Annotated in this window: 28 protein-coding genes; 7 read left to right on the top strand and 21 right to left on the bottom strand. The window is 31.9% G+C overall.

Annotated elements, in window-relative coordinates; all coding sequences use genetic code 11:
- From V6251_RS02745 to V6251_RS02695, 11 genes are all read right to left on the bottom strand, one after another.
- Positions 1-1485 (bottom strand): cryptochrome/deoxyribodipyrimidine photo-lyase family protein, encoded by a 1485-nt coding sequence (locus tag V6251_RS02745; protein WP_341586941.1) that lies wholly within the window; start codon positions 1483-1485, stop codon positions 1-3.
- A 177-nt stretch (positions 1486-1662) separates the two neighbouring features.
- Positions 1663-3195 carry a cryptochrome/photolyase family protein gene (locus tag V6251_RS02740; RefSeq protein ID WP_341586940.1) on the bottom strand — a complete coding sequence of 511 codons (1533 nt, stop codon included), beginning with the start codon at positions 3193-3195 and terminating at the stop codon, positions 1663-1665.
- A 71-nt stretch (positions 3196-3266) separates the two neighbouring features.
- Entirely contained in the window at positions 3267-4580 is a 1314-nt protein-coding gene (locus V6251_RS02735) for a DASH family cryptochrome (RefSeq protein ID WP_341586939.1), read from the bottom strand.
- Positions 4550-4702, bottom strand: coding sequence for a DUF2256 domain-containing protein (locus V6251_RS02730; protein ID WP_090840598.1), 153 nt, complete (start codon positions 4700-4702; stop codon positions 4550-4552). The genes V6251_RS02735 and V6251_RS02730 overlap by 31 nt, the downstream gene beginning before the upstream one ends.
- A complete protein-coding gene (locus tag V6251_RS02725) occupies positions 4695-6119 on the bottom strand; it encodes an SDR family oxidoreductase (protein ID WP_341586938.1) in 1425 nt (474 codons plus the stop codon). Before V6251_RS02725 ends, V6251_RS02730 begins: the two co-directional genes overlap by 8 nt.
- 258 nt (positions 6120-6377) lie before the next feature.
- Complete coding sequence (locus V6251_RS02720) at positions 6378-6995, bottom strand: flavin reductase family protein (protein WP_341586937.1); 618 nt, start codon at positions 6993-6995, stop codon at positions 6378-6380.
- On the bottom strand, positions 6996-8306 hold the full coding sequence (locus tag V6251_RS02715; RefSeq protein ID WP_341586936.1) for an ABC1 kinase family protein: 1311 nt from the start codon (positions 8304-8306) through the stop codon (positions 6996-6998).
- A 109-nt stretch (positions 8307-8415) separates the two neighbouring features.
- Complete coding sequence (locus V6251_RS02710; protein ID WP_101202698.1) at positions 8416-9075, bottom strand: TetR family transcriptional regulator C-terminal domain-containing protein; 660 nt, start codon at positions 9073-9075, stop codon at positions 8416-8418.
- 224 nt (positions 9076-9299) lie between these two features.
- Positions 9300-9788: a GNAT family N-acetyltransferase gene (locus V6251_RS02705; protein ID WP_341586935.1), complete on the bottom strand. Its 489-nt coding sequence runs from the start codon at positions 9786-9788 to the stop codon at positions 9300-9302.
- Between the two features lies 1 nt (position 9789).
- A complete protein-coding gene (locus tag V6251_RS02700) occupies positions 9790-10260 on the bottom strand; it encodes a DUF6428 family protein (RefSeq protein WP_341586934.1) in 471 nt (156 codons plus the stop codon).
- Between the two features lie 34 nt (positions 10261-10294).
- A complete protein-coding gene (locus V6251_RS02695) occupies positions 10295-10624 on the bottom strand; it encodes an ArsR/SmtB family transcription factor (protein ID WP_090840584.1) in 330 nt (109 codons plus the stop codon).
- 147 nt (positions 10625-10771) lie between these two features.
- On the opposite strand from V6251_RS02695, the gene V6251_RS02690 reads away from it, so the two are divergent.
- Entirely contained in the window at positions 10772-11620 is an 849-nt protein-coding gene (locus V6251_RS02690; RefSeq protein WP_341586933.1) for a DUF2911 domain-containing protein, read from the top strand.
- 348 nt (positions 11621-11968) lie between these two features.
- Here the strand turns inward: V6251_RS02690 and V6251_RS02685 are convergent, their stop codons facing one another.
- From V6251_RS02685 to V6251_RS02675, 3 genes are all read right to left on the bottom strand, one after another.
- On the bottom strand, positions 11969-12598 hold the full coding sequence (locus tag V6251_RS02685; RefSeq protein ID WP_341586932.1) for a tRNA (guanine-N1)-methyltransferase: 630 nt from the start codon (positions 12596-12598) through the stop codon (positions 11969-11971).
- A gap of 129 nt (positions 12599-12727) precedes the next feature.
- On the bottom strand, positions 12728-14176 hold the full coding sequence (locus V6251_RS02680) for a glyceraldehyde-3-phosphate dehydrogenase (RefSeq protein WP_099569598.1): 1449 nt from the start codon (positions 14174-14176) through the stop codon (positions 12728-12730).
- A 151-nt stretch (positions 14177-14327) separates the two neighbouring features.
- Positions 14328-15740 carry a S1C family serine protease gene (locus V6251_RS02675; protein ID WP_191098896.1) on the bottom strand — a complete coding sequence of 471 codons (1413 nt, stop codon included), beginning with the start codon at positions 15738-15740 and terminating at the stop codon, positions 14328-14330.
- Between the two features lie 125 nt (positions 15741-15865).
- Here V6251_RS02675 and dapF point away from each other — a divergent pair, with 125 nt between their 5' ends.
- From dapF to V6251_RS02650, 5 genes are all read left to right on the top strand, one after another.
- Positions 15866-16645, top strand: coding sequence for a diaminopimelate epimerase (dapF, locus tag V6251_RS02670; protein ID WP_341587166.1), 780 nt, complete (start codon positions 15866-15868; stop codon positions 16643-16645).
- Positions 16639-17172, top strand: coding sequence for a GNAT family N-acetyltransferase (locus tag V6251_RS02665; RefSeq protein ID WP_339809091.1), 534 nt, complete (start codon positions 16639-16641; stop codon positions 17170-17172). Before dapF ends, V6251_RS02665 begins: the two co-directional genes overlap by 7 nt.
- Positions 17162-18205 (top strand): endolytic transglycosylase MltG, encoded by a 1044-nt coding sequence (mltG, locus tag V6251_RS02660; RefSeq protein WP_341586931.1) that lies wholly within the window; start codon positions 17162-17164, stop codon positions 18203-18205. Before V6251_RS02665 ends, mltG begins: the two co-directional genes overlap by 11 nt.
- A 36-nt stretch (positions 18206-18241) precedes the next feature.
- Complete coding sequence (locus tag V6251_RS02655) at positions 18242-19117, top strand: DUF2279 domain-containing protein (protein ID WP_341586930.1); 876 nt, start codon at positions 18242-18244, stop codon at positions 19115-19117.
- A 106-nt stretch (positions 19118-19223) separates the two neighbouring features.
- Positions 19224-19862 carry a peptidoglycan-binding protein LysM gene (locus tag V6251_RS02650; protein ID WP_292948527.1) on the top strand — a complete coding sequence of 213 codons (639 nt, stop codon included), beginning with the start codon at positions 19224-19226 and terminating at the stop codon, positions 19860-19862.
- Here the strand turns inward: V6251_RS02650 and V6251_RS02645 are convergent.
- Genes V6251_RS02645 through dnaA form a run of 3 tightly spaced genes read right to left on the bottom strand, consistent with a single transcriptional unit; the run spans position 19859 to position 22491 of the window.
- Positions 19859-20572: an SAM-dependent methyltransferase gene (locus V6251_RS02645; RefSeq protein WP_341586929.1), complete on the bottom strand. Its 714-nt coding sequence runs from the start codon at positions 20570-20572 to the stop codon at positions 19859-19861. The two genes, V6251_RS02650 and V6251_RS02645, sit on opposite strands and share 4 nt — an antisense overlap.
- A 26-nt stretch (positions 20573-20598) precedes the next feature.
- The gene (locus V6251_RS02640) at positions 20599-21051 is read right to left on the bottom strand and encodes a low molecular weight protein-tyrosine-phosphatase (RefSeq protein WP_341586928.1); all 453 of its coding nucleotides are present in this window, start codon (positions 21049-21051) and stop codon (positions 20599-20601) included.
- Positions 21052-21063: 12 nt separating this feature from the next.
- Positions 21064-22491, bottom strand: coding sequence for a chromosomal replication initiator protein DnaA (gene dnaA / locus V6251_RS02635; protein WP_028281850.1), 1428 nt, complete (start codon positions 22489-22491; stop codon positions 21064-21066).
- 185 nt (positions 22492-22676) lie between these two features.
- Here dnaA and V6251_RS02630 point away from each other — a divergent pair, with 185 nt between their 5' ends.
- A complete protein-coding gene (locus tag V6251_RS02630; RefSeq protein ID WP_341586927.1) occupies positions 22677-23081 on the top strand; it encodes an acyl-CoA thioesterase in 405 nt (134 codons plus the stop codon).
- Here the strand turns inward: V6251_RS02630 and V6251_RS02625 are convergent.
- From V6251_RS02625 to ribD, 4 genes are read right to left on the bottom strand one after another with little or no spacing between them, the layout of a single operon-like run.
- The gene (locus tag V6251_RS02625; RefSeq protein ID WP_341586926.1) at positions 23070-23681 is read right to left on the bottom strand and encodes an IMPACT family protein; all 612 of its coding nucleotides are present in this window, start codon (positions 23679-23681) and stop codon (positions 23070-23072) included. The two genes, V6251_RS02630 and V6251_RS02625, sit on opposite strands and share 12 nt — an antisense overlap.
- 3 nt (positions 23682-23684) lie before the next feature.
- Positions 23685-24548 carry a DMT family transporter gene (locus V6251_RS02620; RefSeq protein WP_341586925.1) on the bottom strand — a complete coding sequence of 288 codons (864 nt, stop codon included), beginning with the start codon at positions 24546-24548 and terminating at the stop codon, positions 23685-23687.
- Entirely contained in the window at positions 24548-25159 is a 612-nt protein-coding gene (locus V6251_RS02615) for an HAD family hydrolase (protein ID WP_341586924.1), read from the bottom strand. The genes V6251_RS02620 and V6251_RS02615 overlap by 1 nt, the downstream gene beginning before the upstream one ends.
- Positions 25160-25189: 30 nt before the next feature.
- Positions 25190-26284: a bifunctional diaminohydroxyphosphoribosylaminopyrimidine deaminase/5-amino-6-(5-phosphoribosylamino)uracil reductase RibD gene (gene ribD / locus V6251_RS02610; protein ID WP_445933611.1), complete on the bottom strand. Its 1095-nt coding sequence runs from the start codon at positions 26282-26284 to the stop codon at positions 25190-25192.

Raw genomic sequence — 26284 nt, 5'->3', positions numbered from 1 at the left:
TTATTGATTGCGAAGTAATTTATTACGGTCACTTAAAGTATGTCGTTTTAAGATACGATAACTTTCTTTTTTCACCAAAACATTGTCTTTCATGTTCCATAGTGTGTCACTAGCAAATGTCCTGGTTTGCTTCTCGTCAATTATTGGGTAAGGGTAATCAGTGCCAAGCTGAAATCCTGTCAGTTGCTGGTCAAAATATGACATTTGACTAGGGTTATGAATAAGTGGCGCTTCTAAAGATGTCAATTCTGGAACCCATTTTTTGATAAATAGGCCTTTAGGATCATGTTCTATGCTGTTTTTTAAAGGGTTGTAAATACGTAAAGTATTAATGCCTGTTTCGCCAGCTTGCATTTGTATTTGTGGGTAATGTATACCAGGCTCGAAGTCTAAAAATAAGCTTGCTAGATGCTCGCTCATATCCTGCCAAGGTTGCCATAAATTATGTGTAAAAAAAGAAACAACTAAAGCTCTCATTCTAAAATTTAGATAGCCAGTTTCTTTTAAACAACGCATGCACGCATCCACTAAAGGAAATCCAGTTTGTCCATTTTTCCAAGCTTCTTGATATTTTAAATTTACAGGTTTATTAAGTTGATGATAGCCTTTGTTTACACTTTTAAACTCCATTAGATGTTCCATTTCAAACTTTTGGATAAAATGTGCTTGCCAACGTAGCCTAGATACAAATGCATTGAGATGACGTTTGTATTTGGTATGCTTTACAACGTCTGATGCGCCATTAATAACCTGTTTTATGGATAAGTTTCCCCAAGCAATGTAAGGTGATAATCTACTACACCCTGTTCTTGCATCTAGTGGTTTAGAGATGTGATACATGTAATTGTGATAGCGTCCGTTGTAAAACGATTGCATATATTTTAATCCTGTTGTTGTGCCTCCTTTTTGGAACTTTTTTGAGTAGTCCGTTTTCACGGAAATTGTGTTTAGTTCTGATTCAAGTATTTTTATCTGATTAATATTTAGTAACTGATTTAATTTCGGTTGAAACAGAAACTCGGCTTGCATCATATAATTGTCCCAATTCTGATACCATGTATTTCTGTTGGTTAGTCCACGTTGCACTCCATTATTGTCATTTTCTGACCAAACAATAGTGTTATTGGCCGAAAATTCCGCGAAAGCGATATCTCGTTTAAACGTAGATAAAAGACCTGTTTCTTTATGAGAAAATACGTTGGTGACGTTAAAAGTTATGTTGATGGTTTTTATAACCTTTTGGATGTCATCTTGGACAACCAATACTTTGGAATTGTATGGTTTTAATTGTGCGTTTAAATCTTCTAGAGATTGTTTTACAAAGTCCCAATGACGCTGGCTATAATGTTTGTCTTGTAATAAAAAATCTTCAAAAGTATAGAGTAGGAGCGTGTGTTGACCTGAGTTTAAAGCATTAGTAATGGCTTCGTTATCTTGTAGTCGAAGGTCGCGTTTTAGCCATACTATGCTTAGGTTTTGTTTCATTTTATTGATTACTCTTTATTGCTTCTCGATACAATTTGCTCGTACCTCACAAATCACTCGAAGTGACGCTTGTGTGATTGCATTGTCTTTTAGTTTCTATTATTATTTATTTTTTAATCGTAATCGTCACTTCGCGTGGTTTTTAGTTTTTCTCTAAAAATTGTATCGAGGTGTTTTTTAAAAACTATCAGGATTTTCAATAATTTGTTGTGCTCTTTCTTTTAGGCTACTTAGTTGTTTAGCTTCCATTTTATCTAATAGGCTGTACATCATTTTCATTCTGAAATTATCTCCTAATTGTTTACGCTTGTCATCCAAAAAATTCCAATACAAACTATTAAAAGGACACGCTTTGTCGCCTAATTTTTCTTTTTTATTATAGTGACAACTGTCGCAGTAATTTCCCATTTTATGAATATAACTTCCGCTAGACACATATGGTTTTGTTGCTATTTTTCCGCCATCTGCAAATTGACTCATCCCTCTTGTATTAGGAAGCTGAACCCACTCAACAGCGTCAACATATATGCCCAAATACCAGGCGTCCACTTGATCAGGATCTATTTGTGCTAATAATGCAAAATTACCAGTAACCATAAGACGCTGGATATGGTGTGCATAACCATTGTCCAGACTATTGGTAATGGATTGTTTAAGGCAATTCATTTTTGTGTTTCCTGTCCAGTAAAAATCTGGCAGATTGTTATTGTTTTCAAGATAATTAAGCGTTTTATATTCTGGCATTAAAGCCCAATACATGCCACGCATATATTCTCTCCAACCTAAAATTTGCCTAATAAAACCTTCTACTTGACTAATATTTATATCCTCGACATGTTTGCGCCAATAATTAAGTACAGTGTCGACTATGTTTTTAGGTGAAATCAATTTTAGATTCATAGCAAAAGACAGTCTAGAATGAAACAAATAGACTTGGTCCGTGTGCATGGCATCTTGATAATCTCCAAAATGAATCAACAATACTTCGCAAAAATATTTAAGTTGTTCTAATGCTTGTTGCCTATTTATAGGATAACTGAAGGTTTTTGTGTCTAATGTTCCAAGTGTTTTAATGTTCTCTTTTTTTATTAGCGTTACAATAGCCTCGATATCATTTTTGAAATATTTGTAAGGCGGAATAGGATGCTCGGCTTTCCATTTATTTCGGTTGCTTTTGTCGTAATTCCATTTACCACCTTCAGGTTGTCCTGCAACCATTAGGATATCGTGTTTTTTACGCATATCACGATAAAAATTTTCCATTAGGTATTGCTTTTTACCTTTAAAAAATTGTTTTAAATCTTGACGTTCTGTATAAAAATGTTCTGTTGAAAATGCTTCTGTGTCAATGTCTAACGAGTTACAAAAAGTAGATAATTGCTCGTCTAATCGATATTCATCAGGTAATTGATATTCAAATTTAGTAACGTTATGTTCTTCAATTAGTAACTTAAGGTTGTCTGTTAAGCTTTGGGTGTTTTTATTGTCGTCTAGTTTTAAATATTGGACAGTAAAACCTTGGTCTTTTAAATGTTTACAAAAATCGCGCATGGCAGCAAAAAATCCAATGACTTTTTGGATATGATGTGTCACGTAGTCGGTTTCCTGACGCATTTCAAACAAACAATATATTGTGTTTTCCGGATTGTCTTTGTACCAGCTGTGTTTACTATTTAATTGATCGCCAAGTATTAGTCTTAATGTTTTCAATGATTGGTTGTTTTCTGTTTAGTTCTTTTTGTATTTTGCTTGTGCTTATAAAACACTTAAACGGACGTATCTTAAAAAAGGGTGTCTTGCAGCCATAATCGCTGATATTTCCCGTTAGTATCATAGCGTTCTGCTTGTAGTTTTACGTTAAATTTTCGGTCTCTTGGATCGTTTCCAACGCCTGCAACATACATCCAGTTTCCGTAGTTGCTATGCACATCATAATCTATAAGCATACTTTCAAAATAACTTGCTCCAATACGCCAATCTAATTCTAAAGATTTTGCAAAATAACTGGCAACATTTTGTCGTCCGCGATTACTCATCCAACCTGTTTTTTTAAGCTCAAGCATGTTAGCGTTAACAAAAGGTTCTGGTGTGTTACCATCAATCCATTGTTTAATTTTTGTTTGATTTGTAGACCAGTCGTATTGCTTGTTTAAAATACCACCTATTTTAAATAGTTGGTTACCGTGTTTTAAGGACACGTATTTAAAATAATCTCGCCAAATCAATTCAAAAATTAGCCAATAAGTAGATTCGTTTTTTAAATGTTCGTTTTCAAAACGTATAACTTCATGATAAATTTGTTTAGCAGATAAACTTCCGTTAGCCAACCATGGCGAAAACTTAGAACTAAAGTCTGTACCTATTAATCCGTTTCTAGTTTTTTTGTAAAAGCCTAATTTTTTGGTTTCGAAAAAATAATTATTTAAGCGTCTTAAAGCTTCGGTTTCTCCTCCTTTAAAAGGAAACGCATTATTAGGATGCGGAGTAATAGCATCCAATCCTAGAGTTTCTAAAGTAGGAATTGTTGTGTTGTTTGTTATGTTGAAGTTTTCCGCTGTAGCTGAATTAGTAACGTTTAAAGGTCTGATAGTACTCAGTTTTTCGCATTGTTTCCTAAATTGTGTGAACACTTGAGGCAATGCTTCCGTTTTAAACGGAATATCTTCCGGATGGTATAAAAACTGGTCGTAAGTTTCAATACATTCTATGTCATCTGAAAGATTAGCTTTTACTTGATTGATAACAGAAACCTCTTCATCTGTCCATTCTTTTTGAAGGTAAACAGTCGAAATATTATGTTGTTTAACTAAATCATGGATAGCGTGTTCTGGGGTTTCCGTGTAAACGAACAACGGAATATTAAGCTGCTTTAACTGCTGCTTTAAATCCGTTATGGTTTCGATTAAAAACTGCCCTCTAAAATTTTCAGTCTTTTTAAATCCAAAAGGGGATTTTTTAAATTGTCTTGGGTCAAAACAATAAACAGCAATGGTATTATTGCTGTTTGCTATCGCATTTTTAAGAGCAATATTATCTTGAGATCTTAGGTCGTTTTTAAACCAAACTAGGCTGTTTTTGTTTTGTTGCGTCTGCATTTTTCACTACAATATTTTACGTCATTCCAACTCTTTTCCCATTTTTTACGCCATGTAAATGGCAATTGACACGTTGGGCATGTTTTGGTTGGTAGGTTTTGTTTTTTTATGTTTTTAGGCATTGGCTAATTTGTTAATCATCCCTTTAAAAATAAAGCCATGAAATGGTAATACACTATACCAATACAAACGTCCCGCCAATCCTCTAGGTCTAAAAGTAGCACGTTGATAAACTTTACCTTTGGCCACTCTAAATTCTAACCAGGCTTCTCCGGGCAGTTTCATTTCTGCAAAGAGTATTAGACGCTGTTCTTCTTTATCTGCTAAAAGGACACGCCAAAAGTCTAAGGCATCTCCAGTTTTTATTTTTGTTTTATTTGTACGTCCACGACGCAAACCAATACCACCAACTAGTTTATCCAGAAAACCTCTGATTTTCCATAAAAACGTCCCGTAATACCAACCGTTTTCGCCACCAATAGCCCAAATTTTTTCAAGTGTACGCTGCTCGTCTTTGACTTTGCGTTCTTTTATGTCTGTAAAGCAACCGTGTTTTGGTACTTTTAAATATTGTGTGGATGCTCGTTTTTTAAATCGGCTATTAATAAGTGCATCTTTCCAGCTTGAAATAATATCGTTACCTTCAATCTTGACAAAAGCTAACGCTACAGCTTGTTTGTAAGACATAGGCGTGACGTCTAGTAGTTGGTTGATGTTACTTTTCTCGCCTATAATTTCAATACCCATACTATTTACTAGCGATGACGCTAATTTGTAAGACGTTGATGTTACAAAATATAACCAATAACTAGACAGTTTTGGTGTCATTACAGGTACCGTTAATATGTAGCGCTTTAATTTTCTGGCTTCAGCAAATTTTAATAACATTTGCTTATATGTCATGACTTCTGGTCCAAAAATATCGTGTGAAGTATTATATAATTTTGAGTTTCCTAGACCACGAATTAAAAACGTTAAGACATCTCTAACGCCAATAGGTTGTGTTTTTGTATTTAACCATTTAGGCGCAACCATTACAGGAAGTTTTTCTACTAAATCTCTTATAATTTCAAAACTAGCACTACCAGAACCAACAATTATACCTGCTTTAAAAACAGTTAAGGCGTAGTGTTTGGATTGTAAAGTTGTTTCGACATTTTTTCTAGATAATAAATGCTTAGATAATTTGGTATCGTTTGTAATACCACTTAAATAAATGACTTGCTTGGCGTTAGTTGTTTCAATATAATTTTTGAAATTTACAGCACAATCTTCTTCCATTTGATGAAATTGATCTACCGAATTTGACATAGAATGAATCAAATAATAGGCAGCATCAATATCTTTTGGAATATTACTTAAAGTTTCAGGCTTTAGAAAGTCAGCCTCAATAACGTGTAAATTTTCTTCTTCAGAATATTTACGTTCTGTACGTAATTTACCTCTAACAGCACAAACCACAGTGTGTCCTTGTTCTAATAGTAACGGGATAATGCGCTTACCAATGTAACCTGTTGCTCCTGTTACTAATATTCTCATGGGTTTGGTTTTAGTTTATGTAATTTTATTTATTTCTGTTCATTTTGTCTTGAAACAAAACGAACCAAAAATTCAAATCAATTTGAGGAAATTCCTGCGGAACATTCGTTCTCGAAACTTCATGCTTGAAGCTTTGCTTCGCAGTTACGTTTCTTCACTCTTTATTTCTCCAAATTGATGATTCCGACTGTGTCGAAATTTGGGACTTTCTTCCTGAAATAGTTTGTTTTTATTTCAAACCATTTTTATACTTTTTATTTATTTTCTAGGTCTTTGGTATTCTAAACGTTTCTCTAATCTAGGGATTGTATATCCATCTAAGCCATTAATGGCAGCAATATTAGCTTTAGATAAGTTTATAAATCCATCGTCTTGCAATAAATCGCCATTAATATGCAAGCCTTGTATTTCTCCGATTACTAAAATCGTGTTATTAGCTTTGATTAGATATTCTTCAACAAATTTCATTTCTAATTGAATTGGAGCCCCTTTAACAAATGGCGCTTTACAATTGTCTTTGTATTCTGATTCTAAACCAGTCATATCAAATTCTGAAATCGACTGGTCGTATTTAGCAGAGGTATGATGTGCGTCTTCAAAATTGTTTAAGTCAATATGATTTATAGTATAAACACCTGTGTTTTTTATGTTATCATACGTGTGACGTGTCACCGTTGTTGGTCTGCAAAAAAAGCCAAGTAAAGGCGGATTACTACCAATATGTGTTACCGAACTAAATACAGCTACATTTTCTTGTCCCTTGGTAGATTTTGTGCCAATTAAATTAGCACTTTTAAAACCAGAGCAACTATTAATTAAATTAATTTTATACAAATGCTCTAATTCTTGAATCTGTTTTAAATTAAAATAAGCCATTTATAAGGATTTGTAATTGTTGATTTGAACGTTTTTTGCTTTTAAATCAAACATTAAATTATATAAACCAAAGAAGGTTCTGTTGATGTAAATAAAGTGCTTAGAACCTCGGTTTCCATTCATTTTTCTTAACTCTGTACTTTTACTGTAACGTTGTCCCATTTCTGAAATAGCGTTAAAAAATTCAGGGTCTGAGAAATCAAAAGTATCTTCGTGGAAAGGTTTTGTAAATAAGCTTAATAACTCATGAAACATTGCAGAGAAAAAATCTAACTCTTCTTGAGTGTCTTCTTCTCTTAAAATCTCTAATTCGTACATTTTTTCGGTAAATAAGATTTTATTATCTATAACCTCTGGTTTTGCTAATTCAAAATAAGGCACGTAAAAATCTTCAGGGACTTCTTTCATACATCCAAAATCTAAAGCAATTAAATCGGCAGATTTAGAGACTAAGAAGTTTCCAGGATGCGGATCGGCATGTACTTTTTTAATAACATGCATTTGGTACATATAAAAATCCCAAAGGGCTTGTCCTAATTGATCCGCTTTGTTTTGATCTTTATTATATGCAGTAAATTCAGAAAGGTGTTCGCCTTCCATCCAATCCATAGTAATGATACGTTCTGAAGATAATGCTTCATAGTAGTTTGGAAACTTTAAATTAGGGATGTGCTTACACGCTGCAACAATAGCTTTACTTTGCTCAACTTCTAAAATATAGTTGGTTTCTTCTACTAATTTGTTTTCTACTTCTTGAAAGTACTTATCAGAGTCCTTACCTTTAATATTAAACATTTTTATGGCAATAGGTTTTACCATAGCCAAATCGCTAGCAATGCTATCTGCGACTCCTGGATATTGAATTTTCACAGCAAGTTTTTTCCCATCCTTTTCGGCTAAATGCACTTGTCCAATACTGGCAGCATTTACAGAATTTAGATTAAAAGAGTCATAAATTTGGCTTGGTAATTTACCAAAATATTTTTTAAAAGTTTTACTAACTAAAGGCGCAGAAAGTGGTGGTACAGAAAATTGTGCCAACGAAAACTTCTCTACATAAGCTTGTGGCAAAATACTTTTTTCCATGCTTAACATTTGTGCTACTTTAAGCGCACTTCCTTTTAATTGCTTTAAACCATCGTAAATGTCTTCCGCATTATTTTCGTTAAGTCTAGCTTTAGCTTCGGCTTCAGTTTTGGTGATTTTGTCACCATAGTATTTTAGGTAATTAACACCAACTTTTGCTCCAGTAGTAACAAGTTTAGTTGCTCTAGAAATTTTTGAAGTTGGTATTTTGTCTATCGTTTTCAATAGTTGTGGATTTTAGTAATAATAAGTATCCAGAAGTTTTAGAAACTTCTTTTTGCTCTGAATGACAATTAGAAGTCGTTGTATTTTAAGTACTTTGCTAAGGGTAATTTTAATTATTCATCTTAATTTTTTCTTTAAAGATGAATTTTCCAAAGTCAATTAGGCTTTTTAAAGGCATGACATTTAATACATCAAAACTAGTGTTCACAGATTTTTCTATAAAAATATCTGTTTTTTCAAACGAAGCAGAAGTATCATCCATCCAAAATTTCATGGTTAATAATAATTGTAACCATGCTGTTTCTGTAAGACCTCTATCTTGAATTTTGTTTAGCTGTTCTTGTTTAATGTCAATAAGCTCGATACCTAAATCTTTTATATAGTGTGCAAAACTTGCTTTAAGCTCTGATAACGCAGCGAAGCCTTTCAGACTGTTTTTATGTTTGTGTAAAGCATATACCACATAACTTCTGTTAGCGGTAAGATTTTCGAAAAAAGTAAAGTAGAAACTTAGTAATTTATTTCTAGGCTCAAAGTGTGCGTATTCCTCGCTAGCTTCTAAGGCGTGATGCGTATTGTCAAAAAAGGCTTTGAAGACTCCTTTTTCTATAGCATCAAATGTTCCGAAGTGCTCATAAAATTTAGATTCCTCAAAATTATTATGCTTCGCAAATGCGTAAACCGATTTAGGTTGTTCGTTATGTTCTAAGACAAAATCCATGTAAAATGAAATAATGTCGTTACTGCTTATGTTTTTCTTTTTTGCCATCCTGTGAAAATTTGATAGCATAAAGATATAAAATGTTTAACGATGTTTGATTAAAGTTAAACAAAATTTAACACGAGTTTGTGTTATGTACTGTTTTTAGTTTCAGTTTGCACTGAAATTGAAGAATAAGTGAGCTTGATGTTCTATTATAGTTAGTTTAAAACGAGCTTGAAAGTGATGAGAATGAATACATGTCGTTTACATCTTTCATTTGTATGTTGAATTTAGCAACCAACAGTTTTGCTGCGCCTTTCTAGTATAACATTGTCTAGCCAAATGCCATTTAATTGCCCTATTTTTTCTTTGTATCCAATAACTCTAAATTGATTATTGGTGTGTAATTTTAAGCTAGCAGTATTGGCCCGCATAATCCCGGCTTGTAGTGTCCATATATTATGCTGCTCGCTAATCTCAATTAGTTTTTTTAGCAGGAAATCTCCAACTTTTTGACCTCTAAAATGTTTTGAAACATAAACACTAACTTCTGCAACGCCGGAGTAGACCTTGCGTTTAGAGTTAGCGCTTAACGAGGCCCATCCTAAATATTGGTCGTCTTTTATTGCTAAAATACGACCAATAGGTAAGTGGTTATTATTCCAATAATCCCAATCAGGTACAACTGTTTCAAACGTTGCAACTCCAGTAGCAATACCATCTTGATAAATGGATTGTACTTCTGAGAAATTGGTTTTATTTATGGTAATAATTTTCATTCTAACAACATCCAGAACCTGGTGAACAAGAGTCTCCTGCTTGTATGTCTGAAAATTTAAGCTTTTGTTTAGGTTCCGGAATACCACATTTATCTTTTGCAAGACAATCGGTAAGTAAAGAGGTTAATTGAAACGAGTTGTTTTGAAACTCTAAACCAAATTTTTGAATGGTTTGTTCCCCTTGAAATTCTACTTCAATCTCTAAATCTTGAAGATTAAAGATGTCTTCAGAAAGGGTGATAATTTTAACTAGTTTTTCTGGGTGTAATCTGTGATCATAATCATCTGCATTCCATAATTGAAAATTTACTTTTTTCTCTTCCCTTACAGTTCCGCCACAATCTATAAAATGCTTTGTTACTTTGCCCACTTCTGTAACATGAAAATGGTTTGGGACTAAACTACCATCAGGTAGTGTAAAAGAAATAGTCTCTAATTGTGATAAGTGTTTTTTAATTTCTGAAAGTGTCATAATTTAATGTGTTATTATGATTAATATTTTGATGTTAGCAACACGTGTTGCTGTCTAAATTGTTGTTAAAAAAGCCATTTAAAAGTGTTTTCATGGCTGTCCAATTGTCCTTGTTAATACAATAGCAAACACTAGTACCCTCAATAGTACCTTGTATTAAACCTAAGTTTTTCAGTTCTTTTAAATGTTGTGAGATTGTGGGTTGTGCTAACCCAATCTCTTCTACTAAATCACCACACACACAAGCATTAATTTTAAAGAGATGTTGTATAATGGCTACTCTAGCAGGGTGTCCAAACGCTTTAGCAAATAATGCAATTTGATTTTGTGATTCTGAAAATTTTTCGGTTTTAATTAATCCCATTTTTTGTTTGTGTATTTGTACATCGCAATATTACGATTAATAGTTTGATTGATAAAACAGATTCCTCTTTTTTTAAGGTTTTATTAACAAACAAGGTATTTCTAATGCTTAATTTTACGTTTTAAATAACTTATTAAAAAGTCAACCATGAAAAAATTATTTACACTTATTATGGTGTTGACAGTATCATTTGCTGTTAATGCACAAATAGAAACGCCACAACCAAGTCCTTCTCAAAAAATTGAGCAAACAGTTGGTTTAACGGATGTTACTTTAGATTATTCTAGACCATCAATGAGAGGTCGTGAAATTTTTGGAAACTTAGTGCCTTTTGGAAAATTATGGAGAACAGGAGCAAATAAAAATACTATTATAACTTTTAGTGGAGATGTAACTGTTGGTGGTCAAGCTTTAAAAGCTGGGTCTTATGCAGTATTTACAACACCAAACGCAGCTAGTTGGGACGTTATATTTTACAACGATACTAATAATTGGGGAGCACCAAAAACTTTAGATGAATCAAAAGTAGCAGCTAAAGTATCTGCAGAAGTATATACTTTACCTATGGATATCGAAACGTTTACTATGTCATTTGATGACTTAACAAATGATTCTGCTGTTTTAGGGATTATGTGGGAGAAAGCTTATATAGCTGTAAAATTTGAGGTTGCAACAGATAAAGTAGTTACTGACGCTATTGCTAAAACAATGAATGGTCCTAGTGCAGATGATTATTACGCTGCAGCACGTTACTATTTTGAGTCAGGTAAGGATATCAATCAAGCTGTAACTTGGATGAATACTGCAGTAGATATGTATAAAGATGCTCCTAAGTTTTGGGTGTTACGTCAACAGTCTTTAATTAATGCAAAAGCAGGAGATAAAAAAGGAGCTATTAAAGCTGCTAAAGCGTCTTTAGCACTTGCAGAAAAAGCAGGTAATGCTGATTATATTAAGATGAATCAAGACTCTTTAAAAGAATGGGGAGGATTATAATCTAAAGATTATTAAATTATAATAAGGTGCAATCTATTAGATTGCACTTTTTTTTTGAATTAACTCTATATTTTGAATTTAAAATAGTCTTATTCTAGGCATGTTTTTATAATTCACTTTGATTAATTATAGTGTACTAAGGCTATTATTTTAGAGTCTATATGACTGTTAAATTTAGTTGTTACTCACTAGCTTAATTTCCGCGAAAGCGCTATTATTGTTAAAGTATTTATTTTTTACTGAATACATTGCTTTGCATTATACAGTTATTTGAATTTTAAGTATAAAAAAAAATCTGCAAATATTAATTTGCAGATTTTAATAATGTATAGAAAAGGCAGCTTAATGCTAGCTGTTTCTGTTTTTATTAAGTTCATCTTGAAGTTGGCGTCTTACTTTTTGTTCACGCTCTAAGGCATTACGTCTATGTTCTTCAAACTCTTCTTCGGTTTCTTCCAATCTTAATTTAGCTTCTTTAGTTACAGCATTACTGTTTTTAAATTTATAGATAAAGAAAAATAGAAAGGCTAGTAATCCTGCAATGATTGACCATAGTAATGTGTTGTATCCAACTTTACTCATTTGTAATCCAAATAGAGACATGCTGTCTTTTTCTTGGTTTGTTTCTTCTAAGTTGGTTTTTGTATTGCTTAAGCTACTTTTTAATTGCGTTACTTCTTGACTTTGAGAAGCTACTTTATTTTGAGTGTCTAATAATTCTTTTTTTAGTGCTTTTAGCGAATCTAAAGTGTGTGATTTAATTTTTTCAATCCATTCGTTTCTAACAACTTCATAAGATTGTCCACGTGCATCTCTCCAGTTGTTTGATCTTTTTGTTAGATATTCAAATTGGTTTTCTAAAGTTCCCGAATCTAAAGATAGTTTGTCATCTTCTTCTTCGGTTTCAGTTTGTGCAGTAGCAGTAAAAGTAAAAAGTAAAATAAAAAAAGCTGCTAATAGATAATTTGTTTTACGCATTGTATTTTGTTTGTTGTCTTTCGTCTTTGCGAAAATATAAAAAAAAGGTTTGCTATAAGGCTTAAATATAACAAAAAGCCTCACAATTGCGAGGCTTTTATATATACGTTTGTAATTAAAATTTGGATGTTAGTAATATGTAAAACGTCTTACTTTAGCAATATGCTTAGCTAATCTTATAACTTGATGACTATAACCATACTCATTATCATACCATACATATAATATTGCGTTTTTTCCATCTTTTCTAACAATGGTTGCTTTGCTATCGTAAATAGAAGGTGCAGAGCTACCAATTATGTCTGTAGACACTAGCTCGTCACTCATTTCGTATTTAATTTGCTCTACTAAATCTCCTTCTAATGCATACTTTTTTAATGTTGCATTAATACTGTCAATACTAGCTTTAGAGCTTAGCTCTAAATTTAAAATGGCTAAAGATCCATTTGGTACAGGTACACGAATAGCGTTAGATGTTAATTTACCTTCAAAGCTTGGTAAAGCTTTAGAGACTGCTTGACCAGCTCCAGTTTCGGTAATTACCATGTTTAATCCAGCAGCACGACCACGACGGTATTTACTATGGAAGTTGTCTACTAAGTTTTGATCGTTAGTATAAGCGTGTATTGTCTCTAGATGTCCACTTTTTACACCGTAAGTATCTTCCATTGCTTTTAAAACAGGAGTAATAGCATTAGTTGTACAAGATGCAGCAGAGAAGATGTCTATTTTATCAGGATCATTTTCTAGATGGTTAACACCATAAACAATATTAGGAATCCCTTTTCCTGGAGCAGTTAATAATACTTTATCAGCACCTGGAGAGTTTTTAAGTCTAGTTAAGGCTTCTTTATCTCTAAATACACCTGTATTGTCAATAATTAACGCATTATTAATACCATATTTGGTATAGTCAATGTCTTCTGGTTGGTTAGCATTAATTATTTTTACAGTTGTTCCGTTAATAATTAAGGCTTCGTTTTTAATATCTGCAGTTACAGTACCAGAAAAATCTCCATGTACAGAGTCGTTACGTAATAAAGCAGCACGTTTTTCTAAAACCGTAGCATCTAATTTACCACGTGTTACTATAGCACGTAAACGTAATTGGCTTCCTTTACCAGTACGTGTCATTAACTCTCTAGCAACTAAACGACCAATACGTCCAAATCCGTAAAGGACTACATCTTTAGGTGTGATATCTTTAGTGTTGCTTGCACCTTTAAGTTTGTTAGATACAAATGCTAAAGCATTACTGTATTTTTTTTCTTCTAAATGATACTCATAAGTTAATTTACCAATATCTAATTTAGCAGGAGGAACGTCTAAAGTTTTGATAGCTTGTGCAATCTCTACAGAATCAAATATTGAGATTGGTTTTTGTACAAATTCGCCAGCATATTCATGCAGGTTTAAAATTTCAGATACATTTCTGTCTATTAATTGGTTTCTAAAAATCACCAATTCGATAGATTTGTCATACCATAAATCGCTAACAATTTTAATAAATTCTACGGTAGCTCGTCTTCTGTCTGCTTGAAACGCTAATTCGTTTTCGTAAGTTTCGTTAATGGACATTTTAAATTATTTAGTGTGTGTTGTTAATTTAGACTTCTAAATTTTCGGCAAAAGTATAGATTTCAAACGATTTCGTAAAGTAAAAAGTGTAAAAAAATAAAAGCACTTAATTTTTACAATTAAGTGCTTTAAATTTAAGTTGGATAATTAATTACCTTAAACCATATCTGTTTTTCTCTCCTTTGGAGTTTATTAGCTCAATACTTAAAGGTTGGTACGTATCTCTGTTTTTTAAAATTTGATCAACATCCTCAATAGTATTTACTTTTACATTATTAATAGCAGTAATTATATTACCTGCTTCAATACCTTCTCTTTGTAAATATTGACCATAGGTACCATTAACTTTAGTGATTTTTACACCATTTTTAGTTTTGTATTTTTTTAAGTCTTCTGGTTTTGCATTTTTAATAACTCCAATAACAGGTAAAATATAGGTGTTGTTTTTAAGTAAAGTAACCGCAACCTCTTTGGTTTGGCCATCACGTAATAAAGTTACGTTAACAACATCATTAGGACGCTTAGTGTCTAAAAACCCTCTTAAATCAGAGAATTTTTTAATTTTAATATTATCAATCATTTTAATAATATCACCACTTTTAATACCAGCTTCTGCAGCACCAGTGTCTTCCTCAACATCATCCACATAAAAACCTTCAGTTTCTCCAACACCTAGCTTTTCTGCATAAGTACTATTTAATGATCCACCAATGACACCCAAAATTCCATTTTGGACATTACCAAACTCCATAATATCTTGTACCACTTTTTTTGCAATATTACTTGGTACAGCAAACGAATAACCAATGTATGATCCAGTCTGAGAGGTAATTGCTGTATTAATACCAATTAACTCACCAGCAGTGTTTACTAAAGCACCTCCAGAATTTCCAGGATTTACAGCAGCATCTGTTTGGATAAAAGACTGTGTGCTTTGTCCACTTAAATCTCTAGATTTAGCACTAATAATACCTGCAGTAACTGTGGATGTTAAGTTAAACGGATTACCAACAGCTAAAACCCATTCGCCAATTTTAGCAGTATCACTATCACCAAACGTTGTATAAGGTAATTGCTCATCACTTTCTACCTTTAACAAAGCAATATCTGTTTTTGGATCTGACCCAATAATTTTAGCAGTTAATGTACGGTTGTCATTAAGAGTAACACTTAATTGTTGCGAGTCCTCAATAACATGATTGTTGGTAATAATATAACCATCAGGAGATATAATTACTCCACTACCTGTACCCAATTGCCTTTTTTGTGGTACGCGACCATAAAATAAATCTTGTAAGGTAGGTTGCGCTGTATTTAACGCCACATTTTTAACGTGGACTACAGCATGTACTGTTTTATCTGCAGCATTAGTAAAGTTAATCCCTTCAGCAGCAGCTAAAGCAGTTGTGGTTGTTTTATAATTGGTAGGTAAAAAAACAGGATTATCCTGCGTAGTGTTAGTTGCAATTTGTACGTTGTCTTTTTCAAGAAAGGTTTTATATGTTCCTAGAGTAATTGCACCTCCTAATACCGAAACTAAAACCAAAGTTAACATCTTCTTCATAAAATACTTAGTTTAGATTTATTAGATAACGATTAAAATTAATTAAATATTGAATGTCTATTTCAACTTTAACGACGTTTTAACAACTGAAAAAACTTATATTTGTGCTTCAATTTTTCAGCCCAATGACATTGACTTTTTATAAATATCAAGGAACAGGTAATGACTTTGTCATGATTGATAATAGACAAAACTTATTCGACAAAAATAATACCAAACTTGTTGCATTTTTATGTGATCGTAGATTTGGAATAGGTGCAGATGGACTGATTTTACTAGAAAATCATCCAGAAGTAGATTTTAAAATGATCTATTACAACGCAGACGGAAACCAAAGTACAATGTGTGGTAATGGTGGACGTTGTATTGTCGCTTTCGCGGAATTTTTGCAGATTGTAAAACATGAGACCACTTTTGAAGCGATAGACGGTTTGCATTATGCAAAATTGACAGATGGTTTAATACATTTACAAATGAAAGATGTGGATACCATTAAAGTTTTTGAAAACCATCAATTTTTAGACACAGGATCACCACATCACGTTCAGTTTGTTGAAGACTTAGTTAATTTTGATGTTAAAACGGAAGGTTCAAAAATTAGATATGGACAACCTTATAACAAAGCAGGAAGCAACGTAAATTTTGTTGAAAAAATTAACGAAGATACTTTTGCGCTAAGAACCTATGAAAGAGGAGTAGAAGATGAAACCTTATCTTGTGGTACAGGTGCAACAGCAGTCGCTATAGCCATGCATGAGACAGGTCAAAGTACAACGTCCACAGTAAATCTTAATGTACAAGGTGGACAGTTAAAAGTGTCTTTTACAAAAACAGAAAATGTTTATAAAAACGTTATGTTAATAGGACCTGCAAAACAGGTTTTTAAAGGCGAAATTACATGCTAACATTACAAGGTAAACATATAAATTTAAGAGCCTTAGAGCCTGAAGATTTGTCATTTATACACCAAATAGAAAATGACGAATCCATTTGGGAAATTAGCAACACGATAACACCATATTCCAAATACCTTATCAAACAGTATTTAGACCACGCACACAAGGATATATACGAAGTCAAACAATTACGATTGGTCATTTGTAATAAAGATGAAGATGCAATAGGAATGATAGATGTTTTTGATTTTGATTATAAAAACAGAAGAGCAGGTATTGGTATTTTAGTAAAAGATACTGCTAATAGACAAAAAGGGCATGGTAAAGAAGCTTTGCAATTATTGACTAATTATTGTTTTAAACATTTAGATTTACATCAATTATATTGTAATATAAGTGAAGACAATACTGCAAGTTTAGCACTTTTTAAAAGTCAAGGCTTTAAGGAAATAGGATTAAAAAAAGACTGGAATTATTTAAACGGTCACTTTAAAAACGAATATTTATTTCAATTGATTAATACAGATGTACATTAAAAAAATTTTATTAGCTATTGCCTTAATTGGTTTAGTCGTAGCAGCTTATTTTGCCTATTTTATTTATGGAGCCATGTTTGAAAAAAATACAGCTTTTAATAACGACAAAGCTTATATATATGTTCCAACCAATGCAAATTACGATCAAGTTAGAGCGCAATTGGTCCCTTTATTAAAAGATATTGACAGTTTTGATGCTTTAGCAAAGCAAAAAAAATACACAACTAATATAAAAGCGGGACGTTTTGCTATTACTAAAAACATGAGTAATAATGATATTATAAACTCAATTAGAAGTAAAAACATTCCAATTAAATTAAGTTTTAACAATCAAGAGCGTATACAAAATCTTGCAGGTCGTATAGCACAACAAATTGAACCGGATAGTTTACAGCTTTTATCTGTAATGACGGATAATACTTTTTTAAAAGAGCATAAGTTTACTGATGCAACAGTTTTAAATATGTATGTACCTAATAGTTATGAGTTTTTTTGGAATACGTCAGCCGAAGGTTTTAGAGAACGTATGTTAAAAGAATATTATCGTTTTTGGAATACCACTAGACAAACAAAGCGTAAAACTTTAAACCTATCAGTAAACGAGGTTATGACCATAGCATCCATCGTACAAAAAGAAACTGCTAAAGTTGACGAAAGACCACGAGTAGCTGGAGTATATTTAAATAGAATAAAAAAAGGAATGCCATTACAAGCAGATCCTACTGTGATCTTTTCTAAAAAGTTAAAAGAAAATGATTTTGATCAAATTATAAAACGTGTGTTATATAAAGACCTTGAAATTGATTCGCCATACAACACGTATAAATATGCTGGTATTCCTCCTGGACCAATAACAATGCCTGATGTATCAGCAATTGATGCTGTACTAAATCCAGAATCTCATGATTACTATTACTTTGTCGCTAATGTGCAAAACTTTGGTTATCATAAATTTGCTAAAACCTTAAGTCAACATAATGCCAATAAAAACGAATATGTACGTTGGATTAATAGTCAAGGTGTTAACAGATAGTTTTTTTTGAATAAAATAATCACTTTATTACTTTTTTTGACTTCAATTTTAGCTTTAGGGCAAATTGATGACGACTCTTTTTTTAAACCCAGTGATACACTTAATACAAAACGTAAACAAGGTGTAATAATTACTCAAACCAGTTTGGCTACTTTGTCAATTGTTGGTTTAAATACGTTATGGTATTCAGATTATGAACGTTCAAAATTTCATACCACAAACGATAATTCCGAGTGGTTTAAAATGGATAAATTGGGTCACAGTTTTTCTGCCTATCAACTTGGTAAATTTGGAGCTCAAACTTTAAATTGGAGTGGTGTTAGCAAAAAAAATCAGTTGTTATATGGCGCAACTATAGGTTTTTCTTTTTTAACTGCTGTTGAAGTTTTAGATGGTTTTTCAGAAGAATGGGGTTTTTCTTGGGGAGATTTTACAGCAAATGCAGCAGGAGCAGGTTTGTATATTGGACAAGAATTACTTTGGGATGAACAACGCATTCAATTAAAATACTCTTTTAGTCAAAGTCCTTACGCTAATCAAAATCCTGAAAAATTGGGTAAAGGTTTACTTGAAGAGATTATTAAAGATTATAATGGACAAACCTATTGGTTAAGTGCCAACATACAGTCGTTTTTTAAAGACACAAAATTACCTAAATGGTTAAATGTAGCAGTAGGTTATGGTGTTGATGGCTTATTGTATGGTAATGCTAGTCTTCAAAATTTAGAATTTACTAACCAAAAACGAAGCAGACAATTTTATTTAAGTTTGGATATGGACTTAACCAAAATTAAAACTAATTCTACATTTTTAAAACAGGTATTTAACCTTATAAATGTTGTTAAAATACCTTTTCCTACAATTCAATTAAATGACAATGGAAAGGTAAAAGGACACCTTTTATACTTTTAACATAAGTTAACATATTGATTATCAGTATTTAATTTTTTTTCGTATATTTGCACGCTGAAATTTAAGTCTATCCCTTATTAATTTATAGACTTTTAAATCAATACAAATGAAAAAAAATATTGGAAAGTTTATATCAATAGTACTTACAATATCAATATTAGTATTAGTTGTCTTTGATCAAACAGAAGGTAATGCAAAACTAATTGAGCGATACGATATTAATGATTTAGAGAATCAGGATTTAGCAATAAATCAACAAAAAATATTTTCGCCACACCTAGGAAAATCTTTTACAGGGTTTAAAGAAGCTTTAGGTTTTAAGGAGTCTCAAAATGACTATTTTAGAGTTAACCAATTTGGTTACTTAGGTAAATATCAATTTGGGAAAAGTACCTTAAAAGTGCTAGGTATCCATCATCCACAATTCTTTTTAAACAATCCGGAATTACAAGAAAAAGCATTTATAGCAAATACACAGCGTAATAAATGGGTTTTGCGTAAGGATATTAAACGGTTTAAAGGAAAACTTATTAAAGGTGTGAAGGTAACGGAGTCAGGTATTCTTGCAGCTGCACATTTAGCTGGTCCAGGTAGCGTTAAAAAATTTCTTAGAAGTTATGGAGAAACCGGTTTTGCAGATGCAAATGGTGCAACTATTAAGTATTACATGAAAAAGTTTTCGGGTTATGATACCTCGTTAATTAAACCTGTTAAAAAGGTTAGAGTAAAATATGAAAGTGCTTAAAAGCTTTTGTGTATTATAAATAGTGTTGGTCTTTTATGTAGGTCAACACTATTTTTTTTCCATTGATTTACTGTTTTTGTTTTAATAAACTCAGTAGGTAATGTTATATCACAAGCCACACAAATTTCTGTGTTTTCGCTTAATGTGTTACATAAATCTTCTAATAATTTATTGTTTCGGTAAGGTGTTTCAATAAAAGACTGTGTCTGGTTATGTTCAAAACTTAAACGTTCTAAGCGTTTTAATTCTGCTTTACGCTCTCCTTTATCTATAGGTAAATAACCATTAAAAGCAAAACTTTGACCATTCATACCAGAAGCCATCATAGCAAGTAGGATAGAAGATGGTCCAACTAATGGAACAACTTGGATGTCATTTTTATGAGCTAAACTAACAATGTCAGCTCCAGGATCTGCAATTCCAGGACAACCAGCATCAGATATTAAACCAATAGTTTTACCTTCTAAACAAGGCTGTATAAAATTAGGTAAATCTGCAGATTCGGTAAATTTATTTAATTCAAATAGGGTTAAGCTAGACTGTGGTTTTACAGGAGCTATAGATTTTATAAATTTTCTAGCTGCTTTGGAGTTTTCAACAACAAAAGTATCCAAACTATCAATAATCGTTTTTACCTGAGCAGGTAAAACATGAAAAGGGTTGGACTCGCCAAGTGTACACGGAATTAAATATAATTTGCCTTTTGTCATAATTTTATAAATATATAAAATGTAGTTTATTTTAACCTAATTTTAATTTTATTACATGCATCATCAAGCATATTAAATACAGTTTCAAATCCTTTGTCACCACCATAATATGGATCTGGTACGTCTAAATTTAGATTTGGATGACTTTCGTTTAATATTAGATTTACTTTTGATTTTTGAATATCATTTTCTGCTAAAGCTATAATATTATTATAGTTAGAATTGTCCATAGCATAAATAATATCAAAATCCAAAAAATCTTGTTTTACAAATTGTCTAGCTTTTTGTTGGATAATATCGATACCTTTTTGTTTTGCAATAGCAATGGATCTAGGGTCTGGTTTGTTACCTATATGGTAACTGCTTGTTCCTGCAGAATCTACAAAATATAAATGATTATCTAATTTAGATTGTAGGATGCCTTCAGCCAAAGGAGAACGACAAATGTTTCCTAGGCAGACCATTAAAATTTTAGTCATTTTAAATAAAAATTAAACCGAAAGTTTTTTCGTTAAATCCTCAACGTATTTTCTAAACTGCTTGTCTGTAGTTGATAAATTATCAACCGTTTTACAAGCATGTAATACTGTAGCGTGATCACGTTTTCCTATCTGAGAACCAATACTAGCTAAAGAGGCTTTGGTAAACTTTTTAGCAAAAAACATGGCTAACTGTCTAGCTTGTACAATATGACGTTTTCTAGTTTTAGATTGTAAAGTATCCACATCCATTTGGAAATAATCTGATACTATTTTTTGTATATAATCTATTGAAACTTCACGTTTTGTGTTTTTAACAAACTTCTCAACAACTTGTCTAGCTAACTCTATATTAATTTCTTTTTTATTAAAAGAAGATTGAGCAATTAATGAAATAATGGCACCTTCAAGCTCTCTAATATTAGATTTTATGTTTTTAGCAACATATTCAATTATATCCTCTGGCATTTCAACACCATCTCTATATAATTTGTTTTTTAAGATGGACACACGTGTTTCAAAATCCGGAGTTTGTAACTCGGCAGATAATCCCCATTTAAATCTTGATAATAAACGTTGCTCAATATCTTGCATATCTACAGGAGCCTTGTCACTTGTTAAAATAACTTGTTTTCCGTTTTGATGCAAATGATTAAAAATGTGGAAAAAGACATCTTGTGTACCAGACTTACCAGATAAAAACTGAACATCATCAATAACCAATACATCTATTAATTGATAAAAGTGTATAAAATCATTACGATTATTCTTTTTAACCGAGTCTATATATTGCTGCGTAAATTTTTCTGCAGAGATATATAAAACAGTTTTTTCTGGGTATTTATCTTTTATATCAACACCAATAGCGTGCGCTAAGTGTGTTTTACCTAAACCAACACCACCAAAAATTAATAAGGGATTAAAAGATGTCCCACCTGGTTTTGCAGAGACTGCTAAACCTGCACTACGTGCTAAACGGTTTGAATCACCTTCTAAAAAGTTATCAAAATTATAGTTTGGATTAAGTTGAGATTCGATTTTTACATTTCTAATTCCAGGAATTATAAATGGATTTCTTAATTCCGGATTTTTATTATTTAGAGGCACATCTACATTTTGAGACTTTACTGCACTTCTGTTTGAACTCGGAATTTTTTCTGTAAACGGTTGTTTATTACCATACGTGTTTTCCATTTTAATAATGTAAACCAGTTTGGCAGTTTCACCTAACTCTTTAGTTAAAGAGACTTTTAATAATTTAACGTAATGCTCTTCTAACCATTCGTAAAAAAATTTACTAGGGACTTGGATACTTAATGCATTGTCTGTTAGTTTAACCGCGACTATTGGTTCAAACCAAGTTTTGTATGCTTGTGGTTGGATATTATCCTTTATAAATAGAAGACAGTTATTCCAGACCGTTTGCGCAGTTACACTCATGTTAATTGTAAAAAATATTTTTTATTAGTTAATTTGTCCCAATAATAGCAATAAGACAACTCTGTTTGTTAGCTTGGCAAATATGTGAACAAAAAACGTAAAAAAAAAATCATTTACTATTGAATTTATAGTTTTTTTTGTGCATGTTAACCAACCATTCGAAACTACAAAAAAAAATCAAGACTATGGGTATAATGCAAGATGAAATTCAAATAAGAGTACGATATGCAGAAACAGATCAAATGGGAATTGTACATCATGGTAATTACGCAATATATCTAGAAATGGCTAGAATTGAGTGGTTGCGTAAATTAGGAATTTCTTACAAAAAAATGGAGGACGAAGGACTTGGTTTACCAGTTGTGTCGCTGTCCTTAAATTTCAAAAAATCAGCATATTATGACGACGTAATTACAGTAAAAACTACGTTAAAAAAAGCACCAACTGCGTTAGTCGAGTTTGAATATGAAATACTGAATGATTTGCAACAAGTTTTATGTACAGCAACTGTAGTTTTAGCTTTTTTAGACATGAAAACTAGAAAACCTACTAGACCTCCTAAATATTTTTTAGAAGCTTTAAATAGCTAAATCTTTAATTTTAACTTCGTAAATAGTATCAAAAATTTCAAAAATAGTTTGCGCCTCTTTTTTTCTAACAGAGATCGTGATTTGGCAGTCTAGTTCTAATTTTTGGTTGATAACTTTTAAGTTTTTCTCTTTAATTACACGCATAACCTTATTCATATTTTTATAATCAAAACTGATAAGATATTCAATGTTGATAGTGCGTGTTACAATTTTTGAAGCTTCCAAAGCCATTTGAGCTCCAGTTTTATATGCATTAATTAAACCACCAACACCAAGCTTAACACCTCCAAAATACCTAACAACAACAATTAATACGTTGGTTACTTCAAATGATTGGATTTGTCCATAAATAGGCATGCCTGCACTATTATTAGGTTCGCCATCATCATTGGCTCTGTAGGCAATAGTTTCTGTGCCTATTTGGTAAGCATAACACCAATGTCTAGCTTGATGATGTTGTTTTTTTAAGTCTTCAATATGTTGTTTAACAGCTTCTTCTGTTTTTACAGGAAATGCATACCCAAAAAATTTGGAATTTTTATCTTTAAATAAGACTTCTTCTGACGGTTTAGTTATTGTTTTGTAAGTGTCTTTTTCCATGAATTATGATAATGTCACTAATATAATAGACAGTACAGCTATCCCAATACCAATCCAGTTTTTAGTTAATAAACGCTCTTTAAATAATAATAAACCAATTAAGGTTGTTAGCATGACTATAGCCACATTATTAACAGTAAAAATGGTCGAGCTTTCAAAATTTTCGGCATTTAAAGCTTTTAATAAAGTATAAATAGAGTAGTAGTTAACCACACCTAAAATCACACCAGATACTATACTTTTGGGGTCAAAAGTAAATTGTTTTTGTATCGCTTTCGCGGAAAGCAAGCCAATCCCAATCACTCCAGCAATAAAAAAGATGGTAGCAGAAAAAATGGGAATTCCGTTGTCTGCTAAATAAGTAGTTTCAATATATTTTATAGATGTGTCTATGGTACCTGACCCTAAAAATAATATAATAGGCAGCCATAATGTTTTAATTGAAAAACGTTGATCAGTTTTTGTTTTATATGATGCTAAGTAAACTGCTACTAAAGCCAATATAATACCTAATGCTTTTTGCCAACCTAAACTTTCGTTATAAAAAAATAGTCCAAATATAATAGGAATAACAACACTCATTTTACTAGCAACAGAAGCTACAGATAATCCATTACGTTGAGCTGTTAAAGCCATTACATTAAAAATGGCTATAAATAAAAATCCTAAACCTATTGCGCCAAAAAACCATTTAGATTGTATAATATCGCTTACATTTATAGGTGCATCATAGCTTAAAATACCATAAGTGAAAGCTGTAAAGTAGTTAAAAACAATAGTTTGTAACGTATTTATATTGCGTTTACCAACAACTTTAAAGATGACAAAAATTAATGTAGACGCACATATACTAAGTAATAAATACATTAAAACAAGTCTTTTTTAATGGTAAATAAATCTATAATATCTTCTGTTTTAGGATTGTTATTCCAAACGTTAATCCCTAAATTACTTGCAGTTTCTGTGTTTTCAGAAGTATCATCTATAAACAGGCATTCTTCTGGTTTTAGGTTGTTTTCATTTAGTACAAACTGAAAAATATCTTTGTTTGGTTTACGTAATTGTATTTCGTGTGAAAGGTAAAATTTATCAAACGCATTTTTAAATTCGTCATAAAACGATACCTGATTTTTAATACAATCAATATGCAACTCATTAGTATTACTTAGTAGTATTAGATTGTACTTTTTGTCTTTTGCTAATTGTTGTACAAATTCTAAACGTTTAACAGGAAAATCACAAATAATATAGTTCCAAGCTTCAACGATTTGTTGTTTGGTTAATTTTGGAAAATTACCCATGTAAAAATCTATAAACTCGTTAGTATCTATCAGACCTTGTTCGTAAAAACTATTAAAAGCAACGATTTCTTCTGATAATTCATCAACGTCAAACAGCTCTAAAGCGTTGGTCATTGCACCTTCTTTATCTAAATTAATAAAGACATCTCCAAAATCAAATATTAGGGTTTTAATCATAGGGTTAGTATCATTTTGCTAAAGCAAAACTTAATTAGTGTTTTTGTAAATATATAGTAAGTCGTCTAAAATGGAAGACTGATTAATTAATTCTCCTTGTAACTTAGGTGCTTTTACACCTTCGGTAAAAATAGTTTGACCCTTAAAAACTCTAGCTTCGTCCCAAAGTCTAGCATCTATAAAAAGTTGTAATGTTTTAGAGCCACCTTCAATAATTACAGAGTTGATGTTGTGTTTAAATAGAGTGTCACAAATTTGTTGTGCTTGAGATTTTTTTTGACTAAAATCAATTCCTGAATTTAAATCTCCAACCATTGTGTTGTTTGGTGGATGGATAGACCAGGTTGTGTTTTGTAAAGCCTCTTGAGTTGTGTTGTCATTATTGTAAATTAATAAGCTTTCCGCTTTAGCGTTAAAAACATGGCAGTCTGCTTTTAAGGTTTTATTTTTATCTAGTACGACACGTAATGGATTATTACCTGTCCAATCTCTAACATCTAGCGTTGGATTGTCTTGTATAACGGTATTAGTGCCTACTAATATGGCTTGCTCTTCAGCTCTCCATTTATGGACTAATTGTCTAGAATACGTGTTGGTAATCCAAACAGGTTTTTGTTCATTTTTAGATTTTGGTGCGATAAATCCGTCGTTAGATTCTGCCCATTTTAATATAATATAAGGTCGTTTTTTATTATGAAAAGTAAAAAATCGTTTGTGATGTGCTTTGCATTCGGCTTCCAAAACGCCGACTTTTACATTACGACCAGCTTCTAATAATATTTTAATACCCTTACCAGCAACTTCAGGATTATCATCAATACATCCAATAACTATATTTGGTATTTGATGGAGGATAATTAAGTCGCTACAAGGTGGTGTTTTACCATAATGACTACAAGGTTCTAGCGTTACGTAAATAGTAGCATCTTTTAAAAGGGATTGATTTTTTACGCTATTTATAGCATTTACTTCTGCATGATTGCCACCATATTTGCTAGTGTATCCTTCGCCAATTATACGATTGTTTAAAACAATAACGCAGCCAACCATAGGATTTGGACGTGTTTGTCCTAATCCACTTTTGGCTATTTGCAACGCGCGTTTTATGTAAAATTGATCATTCAA

This window comes from Olleya sp. Ti.3.14 (assembly GCF_038154885.1).
Classification (GTDB): domain Bacteria; phylum Bacteroidota; class Bacteroidia; order Flavobacteriales; family Flavobacteriaceae; genus Olleya.
The sequence above is the reverse complement of the archived record's forward strand: the minus strand, read 5'-3'. Positions and strand labels throughout refer to the sequence as shown.